At 35.4% G+C, this 13,252-nt stretch carries 5 protein-coding genes; all 5 read left to right on the top strand.

The features are described from left to right. Window positions 1–28 precede the first annotated feature (28 nt). The gene (locus tag K8B81_RS02130; protein ID WP_223678569.1) at window positions 29–1,912 is read left to right on the top strand and encodes a RagB/SusD family nutrient uptake outer membrane protein; all 1,884 of its coding nucleotides are present in this window, start codon (window positions 29–31) and stop codon (window positions 1,910–1,912) included. A 421-nt stretch (window positions 1,913–2,333) separates the two neighbouring features. Then, complete coding sequence (locus K8B81_RS02125; RefSeq protein WP_223678568.1) at window positions 2,334–5,456, top strand: SusC/RagA family TonB-linked outer membrane protein; 3,123 nt, start codon at window positions 2,334–2,336, stop codon at window positions 5,454–5,456. Between the two features lie 25 nt (window positions 5,457–5,481). Then, on the top strand, window positions 5,482–7,422 hold the full coding sequence (locus tag K8B81_RS02120; RefSeq protein WP_223678567.1) for a RagB/SusD family nutrient uptake outer membrane protein: 1,941 nt from the start codon (window positions 5,482–5,484) through the stop codon (window positions 7,420–7,422). A gap of 301 nt (window positions 7,423–7,723) precedes the next feature. Then, window positions 7,724–9,226 carry a sialate O-acetylesterase gene (locus K8B81_RS02115; RefSeq protein ID WP_223678566.1) on the top strand — a complete coding sequence of 501 codons (1,503 nt, stop codon included), beginning with the start codon at window positions 7,724–7,726 and terminating at the stop codon, window positions 9,224–9,226. Between the two features lie 312 nt (window positions 9,227–9,538). Beyond that, window positions 9,539–13,171, top strand: a complete 3,633-nt coding sequence (locus K8B81_RS02110; RefSeq protein WP_223678565.1) for a rhamnogalacturonan lyase family protein — start codon at window positions 9,539–9,541, stop codon at window positions 13,169–13,171. Window positions 13,172–13,252 lie beyond the last annotated feature (81 nt).

Here is a 13,252-nt window from a genome sequence, read left to right as displayed (position 1 = left end):
AAAATAAATAATATTTAAATTTACTCAAATGAAAAAATCATTAATAATATTATTGTCAGTTTCTGCAGGTTTTTTATTTTCCTGTAATGACAATTTTCTTGAAGAAGACATGGTAGCTACTCTAACGCAACAGCGTTACGACTCACCGGCAGGTATCGAAGAGTTAGTGAATGGAGGTTATGAAGGATTGCGATTCCATCATAATTATGAGTGGTCATACGCAATGACGGATTACGGAACAGATTCTTTTACTAATGGAGGAGGAACTGATTTTGTGCAATGGAATACTTATAGTTCGATTTTAGCATCAACAGAAACGGCTAACTTAAAGGCTTTTTGGGACAATATGTATGCTCAAATTAATTTGGCTAATATTGGTATCACTAAAATACCGACAGTATTGCCAGATTCTAACAAAGCGTTAAAAGATACCAGATTAGGAGAGGTTTACTTTTTGCGTGCATTCAATTATTTTAAATTAGTGGAGCAATTTGGTGCTGTTCCGATTAGTTTAGTTCCTATCAGAAGTGATGTTTCAGAATTTCCAAGAGCTACTACTGCAGAAGTTTTTAAACAAATTGAATCAGATTTCTTAAAATCAGAGAGTTTATTGCCAGTTACTGCTACACAGGTCGGTCGTATTACTAAGGTTGCTGCTCAGCACTTTTTAGCAAAAATGTATCTTACAAGAGCTAGTGAGTTAAATGCTGGTATTACTGAAGCTACTGATTTAACAAATGCAGCAAAATATGCTGATTTGGTTATTGCATCCAGAACTTTGGCCCCAGATTACAAAGATATTTTTAATTATACTGCTGTTAATGGTCCTAATGAAAGATTATCAGAAATTTTGCTTTCTTCTCAATTTGATAATACTGTTGCATTACAAGGAAGATATGGTAATCAGACTCATATGTATTTTTTATCAATATATAGAAATTTTCCTGGTATGACCAGAAACTTAGAAAATGGTAGAGAATTTCAACGTTTGAGACCAACAGATTACGCTTTGGATATTTATGACAGAAAATCAGATTCAAGATTTTACAAAAGTTTCCAGACTACTTATATTGCTGCTGTAAATAGTACTAATATCCCTAAATGGACAGCAGCAAATGCACCTTCTCCCGGGTTAGTTGGGCAACCTAAATTTAAAATTGGAGAACCGGCTGTTAATATGATTGTTAACAGTAAAACAGATACTCGTTTTACTGCTGCTTACAAGAATACTTTTGCTCCTTTGATGTTAACAAGATACGGTGTTGATAATTCAGGAAATCAATCAACTGATTATAATCTTAGTACATATCCGTCTTTGTCTAAGTATAATGACCCTTTTAGAGCCAATCTTGGCGAAGCAAAGGGAACTCGCGACGGAATATTAGCACGACTTGGAGAAACCTATCTTATTGCGGCAGAAGCCTATGGAAGATTGGATAATTATCCAAAAGCATTAACTTACTTGAATGTATTAAGAAGCAGAGCAGCTTATAAAGCAGGGCAAGATAGAGGTTCAGTTTATTATATAGCAGAAAATGTTCCTACAAATGTTAATTCAAGTACTGTATCTGAAATGGTAGTAACCGAAGCTTCATTTACACCAGGAACAACAGAAGCATCTAAAGAGATGTATCCGTCTTCAGCATCAACTAAACCTTTAATGTTTATTCATTTCATTCTTAATGAAAAGGCAAGAGAATTAATGGGTGAATTTCACAGATGGGCAGACTTGTCCAGAACAAAAACTTTGGTAGAAAGAACTAAACTTTATAATCCAGAGGCGGCTCCAAATATAAAAGATTACCACAGTTTACGCCCTATCCCTCAGGCCTTTTTAGATTCGTCTACTAAGAATGGAGTGCCACTTACTCCCGACGAAAAACAAGCAATGCAAAATCCCGGTTATAATTAATTGCTTTATACTATAATTTTTTTAACCACCTCAGCTGAGGCGGTTTTTTTTGTTCTTATTTATAAGATATTATAAAAAAATCACGAAACAGAATTGTTATCGATTACATTTTTTAGTAAAAAATTTAAATTTTAGCTGCATTATGTAATGAATGACGCAATAAAATAACCTTATTTTTTATCTTTTGATTATAATTTCATAATATTTTAACTCTTTTTTTTTGGTATTAAAAAAAATAATACATTTGTGTAATCGATTGCATAATTGATTGTTTTTTCTTAGTAATTTTATTTAATAGTTTATTTATGATTAATAATTATTTGTAAGAATTTAAAAATAAACCTACATAAATAATAAGGTAAATTTCAAGAATGCAAAAAAATTAAATAACTAACTAATTAATTAACCAAATTTAACTTTTATGAAAAACAAATTTAGCCTTCTGTTGGCTATAACAGTATTTACATTACTACATGTATCCGGTTATGCGCAGAATACAACGGTAAAAGGGGTTATTAAAGACGCTACGGGGCTTCCGATACCTGGTGTGAATGTACTAATTAAGGGAACTCAAAAAGGAACGAGTTCTGACTTGGATGGTAGCTATACAATTAATGTTTCTTCAGGAACAACCCTTGTGTTTAGCTTCATAGGTTTTAAGACAGAAGAGAAGGTTATTACTCAGGCCGGAGTGTACAATATTGAAATGAAGGAGTTAGATAATTCCCTAGAAGAAGTTGTTGTAGTAGGTTATGGTGTAAAGAAGAAAAAAGATTTGACAGGATCAATTGTGAGCGTAAGTTCTGAGGTAATAAATTCCAGGCCGGTTCAAAATGCTGTTCAGGCAATGCAGGGAAAAGCTGCAGGGGTTGATATTACATCAAATGAACGTCCTGGTACAGTAGGTAAGGTAACTATACGTGGGGCACGTTCAATTTCCGCTTCAAACTCTCCTCTATACGTAGTTGACGGAGTACCAATCAATAATTCTAAACCATTGGCGGGTGCATTAGGTAAATCAGTAAATGATGTCAGTGATTCCAATGCAGGAGGAATTGACTTTTTAAATCCTACTGATATTGAGTCTATTGATGTGTTAAAAGACGCATCTGCAACAGCAATTTATGGTTCACGTGGAGCAAACGGGGTAATTATTGTAACTACTAAAAAAGGAAAAAATGGCAGATTTTCATTAAACTACAACACTGCAGTTACTACAGAAGAAATTCATGAAAATGCTCCGATGATGTCAGCAGGTGAATATATTGATTTCCGTAGATGGGCAAGATATTATTCAAATCCATCAGCTTTCCCAAAAGGTGATGCACCAACAATTGCTAATGATGAATTGATTTTCTTAAAGTCAGCAGATCCTTCTGCCTGGGCAAACATTGCGAAAGGATGGGAAGGCGGTACATGGGATGGTTCCAAAGTGGCAACAACAGACTGGGCAAAGTTTGTCACCCGCACAGGGGTTACGCAACAGCATACCTTAGCTGTTAGCGGAGGAACTGAAAAAATGAAAGCGTATGGCTCATTTGGTTATACAGGAAGTACAGGAGTGCTAAAAGGACAGGGGTATAAACGTTACAATGGGGTTGCAAATGTAGATATTACGGCAACAGATTGGTTTTCAATGGGGGCTAATCTAAATACGAGTTATAGCATAAATGAATATGGGCAATCAAACATCGGAAGATCAGCTGTAAGTTCTACTACAGGAATATATAATTCAGCACGTCTTAATCTTCCGTATGCAGTTCCTTACGACAGTAATGGTAACAGAATTGATAATCCAGGAGGAGATAATACTATTAGAACCGTTATTGATGAGGATAAATACTCTCAGGATCAACGCGTAACATTACGAGCTTTTGGTAGTTTGTATGCTCAAGTAGATTTAGGGAAACTTATTCCTGTTTTGGGAGGTTTAAAATATAGATTAAATTTTGGTCCAGATATAACCTCATATCGTAATGGGGTATTTTTAGATGCGAGATCTGCCGCACGTTCAGGAACAAGTTATGCATCGTTAATAAAGGCACAGACAATATCGTATACATTGGATAATCTTCTTTATTACAATAAGACAATTGGTAAACACGATTTGGGGCTTACTTTTTTACAAAGTAAAACAGGATATGAATATGAAGATAGTATGATGGCTGCAAACGATGTTAAAAATCCTCAAAATAAATGGAATGCTTTGAATCCCGCGAACGTAACCCTTAGTAACTATTCGAGTAACTTAATTGAATCTGGTTTGTTATCTTATATGGGAAGGATAACTTATGGTTATGACAATAAATATTTGCTAACGGCATCGGGGCGTTATGATGGTGCATCACAATTAGCAAATGGAAACAAATGGGATTTCTTTCCAAGTGCTTCATTAGCCTGGAACATGAATCAGGAGAGCTTTTTAAGTGACGTTTCATGGATAGATCAGTTAAAGCTCAGGGTAGGTTTTGGAGTTACCGGTAACGCTGCTGTTGATCCTTACTCTACACAACCACCATTAGCTGGTATTGTTTATCCTAATGGTTCTGGTATAGTAAACAATGCCACTTTAGGAAATCCAGCTTTAGGATGGGAAAAAACAAAACAGATTAACTATGGTATTGACTTTTCTTTTGTAAATAGTAGAATATCAGGGACTCTGGAATACTACACTAGTGATACTACAGATTTATTATTGAAAAGAAGTGTTCCTACACCTACAGGTTATAGAGATACATTTGAAAATGTTGGAGAGACAGAAGGTGAAGGTGTAGAGCTTACATTAAATACTATAAATGTGAAAGCAAAGGATTTTGAGTGGAGTTCAAATTTGAGTGCTTCTTATCAGCAAAGCAGAATTGTAACATTAGCGAATGGTAAATTCGATGACATCAACAATAATTTATTTATAGGTCAGCCACAAAATGTAATTTACGGATATGCTTCTAACGGAATATGGAAACCCGAAGATGCAGCAGAAATGGCTAAATTCAATGCTAATGGAGCTGCATTTTCATTTGGTAACGCACGACCGGTAGATCAAAACGGAGATTATAAAATTGATGCTAATAACGACCGTGTCATAATCGGTAGTGCAGATCCTAAATATATTGCCGGTTTAACGAATACATTTAGATATAAAAATGTCGAATTATCATTCTTTGTTTATGGCCGTATGGGATATCTTTATAATACAGGTGGTGAAAATGAAGGAGCGAAAGGCAGTCAGAGATCTATTGATTATTACACTGATAACAATATTAACGCTGAATATCAAAAACCAATTTATTCTGCAGGTACAGGAGATTCTTTCTTTCCGATTTTAGGTTATCGTGATGGTGCGTTCTTAAAAGTGCGTAATATATCCCTAGGATATAATTTTACAAACGAGATGGCTGAAAAAGCCGGAGTTTCAAAATTGAGACTTTATATTCAGGTTATGAACCCGGGAATGATCTATAATAAAGTAAAATGGATGGATTTGGATACACAGTCAACAGCTTCTAATAGAGGGTTTACTTTAGGTTTAAATGTTGAACTATAAAATTTAAAATTTAATAATGATGATTATGAAAAAATATAAAAGACTATATATTAATTTATTATTAGTAACTACATTGGGTCTTAGTAGTTCCTGCAGTGATGATTTTCTGGATGAAAAGCTGGAGACAGGCTATACTAAAGATTACTACAAAACCGAAGCAGGTATTCAGGCTTTAGCAGTCGGAACTTATTATCAGTCATTTGCATTAGAGTTTGCATTAGAGGTTCCACTAACAGCTACTCAGTCTGGTACTGATGAGTTTCATGCAGGAGGAGATCCTTCTAATCACATTTGGAATTCATATGCATCAGGATTAAACTCTTTTGTAACAGTTTCTAATGCAAATACTGTAGCAGCCAATACCAATTGGGATAATCTGTATGTTGCAATAGGAAATGCGAATCAATTAATTGAATCCGCTACAGATATTGTTTCAACCAATGCGGCTATCAAAAAAAGAGCTTTAGGTGAGGGTTATTTTTTAAGAGCTTTCAATTATTTGAAATTAGTTAGTCAGTATGGAGGTGTACCAATAAAATTAAATTTAAGTACTACTGTGGAAGTTGAGTTTACCAGAGCTACAGCTGAAGAGGTATTTACCCAAATTATTGATGATTTTACTAAAGCTTACGATTTGCTTGATAATGCAGGTGGATCAGCTAAAATTACAAAAGATGCAGTTGCACATTATTTAGCAAAGGCTTACTTGTCACGTGCCAGTGAAATAAATGATTCCTGGAATTCAGCAACAAAAACAGCTGATTTACAAAAAGTAGTTACGCTGGCAGATGAAGTTATTGCTCATCACCCTTTAGCACCCAACTATGTCGATTTATGGAATTTTACCGCACCTGATGGACCAAATGAAAAATTATCAGAAATAATCTTAGCAGGGCAGTTCAATTCAAGTCAGTTAAATACCGGATCAAACTGGCAGCATTTATATTTTCTTTCAACGTACGATCAATTACCTCAGATGAGACGTAATTTGGCAGGAGGAAGACCATTTAGCCGTCTGGCACCAACATATTACACTTATGATGTATATGATAAAGTTAATGATTCCCGTTTTTGGAAAAGCTTTCAGACAAAAAGTATTGTTAATAATCAGTCTGGAACTACTTATGTAAATGGTGATTTAGGTATTGTCTATATAATGAATGCTCCAACGGATAATCGTTTTACTAAGACTAAAAATACAGATTTTCTAATCCCAGGAGCTGTAAAAAAAGTTCCTAGCGTTTATGTGCAATATGCAGCAGATAATGTAGGTCTTATGGCCGATGTGAGATTTCCGTCTTTAAGCAAATATATGGATGGATCAAGAATCGATTTAACAAGTCAAAGAGGGTCTAGAGATATTATTTTAGCACGTTCTGCAGATACATACTTACTAGCTGCTGAAGCAAAAGTACGTTTAGCAAAACAAGGTGCTGCTTCATTTGCTGATGCTTTGCCATACATAAATGCAGTCAGAAACCGTGGTGCATATAAGGCTGGTGAAGACCGTTCAGCATATGCAGATGGATCAGCAGCATGGACAACTGCTGGTCAGGCTGGTATCCCAATTTCATATATTCCTAAAAATTCATATTATGAGTCTAATAATATTGCAGTTACAACGGCTTCAACCAGTCTCAATATTACCAGTACCAGTGCATTGCCTGCAGAAGATATGGCTGTAATTACAAAATTAGGATATGCAAGTGATTATGATAGAATGTTATGTCTAATTTTAAATGAACGCACAAGAGAACTTTGTGGGGAATTTCATCGCTGGCAGGATTTGAGCAGAACTAAAACTTTGGTGGCAAGAGCAAAAGCTTATAATATTGAAGCTAATCCAAACGTTAAAGATTATCACATCTTACGTCCTATTCCTCAAACTTTTCTTGATGGAATATATGCGAATGGAAGACCTTTAACTGCAGCAGAAAAAGATGCAATGCAGAATCCTGGTTATTAATATATCTGTTATATTTTTTCTAAACCGTCTCAATTTTGAGACGGTTTTTTATCCTTGAAAGCAGGTTACAACAGTATTTATCATTGATTGAATAAATAAATTTGAAATTTAAATCTTTCAATATAGTTTGGGAATTTAATAGTAATTAAAAATTAAGTGGTTTTAATTTTAAAGGGCATAACATTGTTGTGCTCTTTTTTTATTTGTAATCTCTAATAGACAGGAAAGTACAGGATAGCGATACTGTCTGAGTTATTTATATTTAAAAGATAAAGTTTACAATCTAGTACCTATTATTTACATGAGAAATCTGTTTTTATCTTTTATTTTTTTAACTCTGACATTTTCTATAAAAGCTCAGGTTAAACTGCCTGCTTTGGTAAGTGATAATATGGTTTTACAGCAAAATGCAAAAGTTAATTTATGGGGATGGGCATCTCCAAACGAAAAAATAAACATTCAGTTAGGATGGCAAAATGCTTCAACAGAAGTTATTGCAGATCCAGAAGGTAACTGGAAAGTTGCAGTTGATACTCCGCAAGCAAGTGAAAAAGCATATTCCATAACAATTAATGCCTCAAATAAAATTGTACTTAATAATATCCTTATTGGTGAGGTTTGGATTTGTTCCGGACAATCAAATATGTATTTTCCTGTCGGAAAAGAAGAAGGTACATGGAAAACCGGGGTTAAAAATTATGAAGAAGAAATTGTAAATGCCAATTTTCCCAATATCAGATTGTTTACAGTTTTAACGAATGCTTCTCCAAAACCGCTTGACGATGTTACAGGAAGATGGGCAGCATGTTCACCTGAAACAATAAAAACGTTTTCGGCAGTTGCTTATTTTTACGGAAGAGAGTTATATCAAAAATTAAATGTTCCAATCGGTTTAATTTCCACTTCTTGGGGCGGTACAAAAGCAGAAGCCTGGACTTCTCAAAATGTTCTGGAAGAAAATCCTGATTTTTTAACCATTTTAGAAGAAGATGCTAAAAACGAAAAAACATATCAGGAAAAACTAGAAACCTATTATCTGAATTTAAGAAATGAAAAACAGGCTAACAGCAATGTTTTAAAAACAGAACTTAAAAAACCTAAAAAAGAAGCCAATAAAACTTCGTATGTGCTTTATAATGCGATGCTGCATCCATTAATAAATTACAGAATGAAAGGTGTAATCTGGTATCAGGGAGAAAGCAATTCAGGTAAGGCAAAACTATACCAGACTTTATTTCCTGCAATGGTAAAAAACTGGAGAGAAGACTGGAAACAAGGCGATTTCCCTTTTTATTATGTACAGATCACACCTCATAAAGGACAGACACCTGAGATTAGGGAAGCACAATTATTATCACTGAAAAAAATACCAAACAGCGGAATGGCAGTTACGACTGATGTGGGGGATACCAACAATATTCACCCAATAGACAAACAAACTGTTGGACACAGATTGGCATTAATAGCTTTGGCAAAAACATATAACGAAGATAAATTGGTATATTCAGGACCTATATATAATCATATGAAAATCAAAAAAGATAAAATTCAGTTGTTTTTCAATTATGCTGATTCTGGCTTCAAAAAAACAAATGAAAATTTAAAAGAATTTGAAATTGCAGGAGATGATAAAACCTATTATCCGGCTGTTGCCAAAATAGATGGTAAAACAATTGTCGTTTCTTCTGATAAGGTAAAAAATCCTAAATCAGTTCGTTTTGCATGGAAAGCAGTTCCCGAACCTAATTTATTTAATGCTGAAAACTTACCAGCATCTCCTTTTCGTACAGACCTAAGTAATTAAAATTAGAGTAAGTATTATATTTGAAATCATTCGATTCCCGGTTTATTCTTTAGTTGAGAACAAACCGGGAATTTTTATAAAAACTCTAATTCAATTGGTAATAAATTGAGAATTAAATAATTCATTAATTGGTTTTATAACAAAATAAATGCTTAAAAATTATTTTATTGATTTTCAGGTGATTGATTCTGTTTTACTGGAGGTTATATAGGCTAAAAATCTAATTTACAGAAAATTAGCAGGGTAGTGCAGGATGGTGTTAAAGAATTAACCGGATAATTTTAGGAGTACTAACCTTTTAACCAACCAATTATGAAAAAACTAATACTTTTTGAATCTGCTCGGATTCATTTTCGGAATAATTTTTATAAAATTATTCTTTTTACAATTTATAATCTTTTAATAACTCAGAATTCCTTTTCTCAAAATTGGAATATTTTAGGTAATGAATCTCAGGTATCTGCTGCTGCATGTAGTTATACTTCTATTGCTGTTTTGAATGACGTTCCTTATGTAGTTCTAAGGGAAGGAACAGGGCCTGTTGTTAAGGTAAAAAAAAGAAATACTGTAACAGGAAACTGGGAACAAGTCGGTAATGATATTGGAGGTAATCTGAACTTTTCCAGAATTTTGCTGGATAAAACCAACCGATTTTTCGTGTCTTACGTGGATGCCGCAAATGGAAATAAATTAGCCGTAAAAATATATAATGACGCTACTGATTCCTGGGAGCCATTAAATAGTCAAGCTAATAATCTTTACGTTTCAACTGGTTCAGTTACCAATTCTGTTTCACAGTATGGTTCAACACCAGGATGTTCACTCGCTTTTGATTCGGATAACAATCCTTATATTGCTTTTGGAGAAGGAACTTCTTTAACTCCAACGGTTAAAAAATTTGACGGAACTTCATGGGTTACGGTAGGTACAATTCCCTTAAATACTACAACAAATGCAGCACAAATAGCGGTAGGAGTTAGCCTTGCAATAGATGAGGCAGATGTGCCCTGGCTTGTGTTTTGCAGTTTGACAACAGCTGCAACTTCTACGGGAACAATGGCTTTTTATAAATTTAGCGGAGGAACATGGAATTATATTACTCCAACAGTTACTGCCAGTATCAGACATACGAGTATGGCAATCAATTCGGCAGGTAACCCTGTTATAGCCTATTTTAATACAGCTGATTCAAACAGGGCAACAGCTATTGAGTACAATAAAACTACTGCAGTATGGAACTCTGCAACAAGAATAGCTTCGAGAGATTCGCCAAGTTTAAGTTTAATTAAAGACGTTTCAGGGAATCTTTATTGTTCTTTTATAGATAATGTAAGCAGTACGCCTACATATTCTGCCCGTGTATTCAAACAGACCGCTGGTACAACAGCATGGACAGAAATGAAAGATCCAACAGTAATAAGAGGAATTGATGAACCGGTTGGAAACTTAACAATTGCTGCAGGAAGTTTATATCCCTACGTTGTTTACACAAAAACAAATACAGGAGGTATTGTAACTCCTATTGTGAGAGCTTATGTTCCCGCTCCGCCACCCGCAGTTTTAACTACAAATACAGTCACAAATCTTACTTCTACAACGGCAGAATCAGGGGGGAATATTATTTCTGATGGGGGTACAGCAATTACAGAGAGAGGAATTGTTTACAGTACGAGTATCAATCCAACGGTAGCCAACACCAAAATTATCGCCGGTACATCCGGTACAGGCAATTTTTCGGTAAATATTACGGGTCTTACACCTGCTACGTTATATTATGCAAGAGCTTATGCGATTAATGGTGGTACTACTTATGGAGAAAATGTCAGATTGAATACATTGGCATTGCCTGATGCAGTTGTGAATACTCCTAAACAGGTAGAGTTTTTAAACAGAGGAGTTGTTGCGTTGCGTAAATCTGCCAATGAGGTTTTTATTAGCTGGCGATTGTTAGGAAATGATCCTTCAGGCATTGCTTTTAATGTTTACCGTGATAATGTAAAAATTAATCAAACTCCTATCACAGCTTCAACAAATTATATTGATAACATTTCGACTAATGGTAGTTATACGATAAAGCCAATTGTCAACGGTATGGAAGGAAGTGCCACAGTTCCTGTTTCAGTATGGGCGAATAACCAGTTATCGATTCCATTGCAAATTCCGCCGGGAGGTGCAATTCCGGATGGTACAGCTTATACATACACGGCAAACGATGCAAGCGTTGGAGATGTTGATGGAGACGGTGAATATGAAATTTTCTTAAAATGGGATCCTACTTTATTGAATCATAATGGAGGAGGTTTTTCGGGAGAACAAATTTTCGACTGTTATAAAATGAATGGGACTTTGCTTTGGCGTATTAATTTAGGTAAAAATGTAAATGCCGGTCCGCACTTTAATCCCTTTATGGTCTATGATTTTGATGGAGACGGAAAAGCAGAAATAATTCTAAAAACAGCAGACGGAACCATTGATGGAACTGGAGTTGTGATTGGTAATGAAACTGTAGATCATCGAAATTCAGGGGGATGGGTACAACAGGGACCTGAGTTTTTAACTGTTTTTAATGGTCTGACAGGAGCAGCTATGGCAACGGTTGCATATCAGCCGGCAAGAGCCAATACGGCAGATTGGGGTGATACTTATGGAAACCGCCAGGATCGTTTTGTGTCTGCAGTGGCTTATTTGGATGGTGCACGCCCAAGCCTGATTGTGGGTCGTGGATATTATGATAAATTAATGCGTGCCGCTTATGACTGGCGGGATGGACAGTTAACACTTCGCTGGATTTTCGATAGTAAAGACGCAAGCGATCCTGCTAATAATGCACTTTCAAGTCAGGGGAATCATCAAATGACTATTGGTGATGTAGATGGTGACGGAAAAGATGAAATCATCAACGGATCCAGTGCTATAAATGATGATGGAAAACGTTTATGGACGTACGGTCAGGGTCATGGAGATGCGCTTCATATGTCGGATATGGATCCTGATCGTCCCGGTCAGGAAATCTGGCAATGTCTGGAATCTGAAAGTCAGTATAGTCCTTACGGAATCAGGCTTAACGATGCGAAAACAGGTAAAATGATTTTTGGAGATGTTACGACAGGAGATGTAGGTCGCGCTCTGGCAGCAGATATCGATCAAAACCACAGAGGGTACGAAATGTGGAGTTCTTCAGGTAGCTTATATAATGTTCAGGATGGTCAGATTGGGACCAGTAAACCAACTAACGGGAGTCAGGCTGTAAATGCTGCTGTTTGGTGGGATGGAGATTTAGGCCGAGAATTGCTCGACGGTACTATTATGGACAAATGGAATCCTACTACACAATCATTAAACCGTTTGTTTACTATTTATCAGGCAGCTCCGGTTTCTTCCAATAATGATTCTAAAAAAAATCCGGCTCTTACGGGTGATATTTTAGGTGACTGGAGAGAAGAGATTATTCTTCGACGCACAGATAATACCGCTTTGATTCTTTTTACAACTAATATTGCTACAGATTACCGAATTCCTACTTTGATGCATGATCCTCAATATCGTACGGCAATTGCATGGCAAAACTCAGCTTACAATCAGCCTCCGCATCCAGTTTTTTTTCTGGGTTATGATATGGCTCCGGTTCCTACACCTAATATTATCATAAAAGATATTTCTAATTTAGGAGTTAAAAAATCAAAAGTTTCGGAAGCAGAAGTCTTGGTTTATCCAAATCCTTCTTCGGGACAATTTAATGTTCGATTCAATGATTTTAAATCTTCTAAAGCTACAGTTGTAATTTCTAGTATTACCGGACAGGTTGTAATGAAAAAAGAAGTTGAACTTACACGTAATGATCAAAATGTTGCTATTAGTATTCCGAATCAAAATCAGGGTGTATATCTTCTAAAAGTAATTACCGATGAAGTTACTAAAACACTTAAAATTATGATTGAAAAATAATATCGTAATGATCTCTTAAAAAGAAGGTTTACAGTTTTGTAAATCTTCTTTTTATGCCGTAAAAGTACAGTATAGCACAGG

The sequence above is a fragment of the Flavobacterium hibisci genome, from assembly GCF_020026925.1.
Taxonomy (GTDB): domain Bacteria; phylum Bacteroidota; class Bacteroidia; order Flavobacteriales; family Flavobacteriaceae; genus Flavobacterium; species Flavobacterium hibisci.
The sequence above is the reverse complement of the archived record's forward strand: the minus strand, read 5'-3'. Positions and strand labels throughout refer to the sequence as shown.

Bases quoted from the DNA above. Each gene is read 5' to 3' on its own strand.
- K8B81_RS02125 (WP_223678568.1), top strand. From the start codon at position 2,334: ATGAAAAACAAATTTAGCCTTCTGTTGGCTATAACAGTATTTACATTA.
- K8B81_RS02110 (WP_223678565.1), top strand. From the start codon at position 9,539: ATGAAAAAACTAATACTTTTTGAATCTGCTCGGATTCATTTTCGGAAT.
- K8B81_RS02120 (WP_223678567.1), top strand. From the start codon at position 5,482: ATGAAAAAATATAAAAGACTATATATTAATTTATTATTAGTAACTACA.
- K8B81_RS02130 (WP_223678569.1), top strand. From the start codon at position 29: ATGAAAAAATCATTAATAATATTATTGTCAGTTTCTGCAGGTTTTTTA.
- K8B81_RS02115 (WP_223678566.1), top strand. From the start codon at position 7,724: ATGAGAAATCTGTTTTTATCTTTTATTTTTTTAACTCTGACATTTTCT.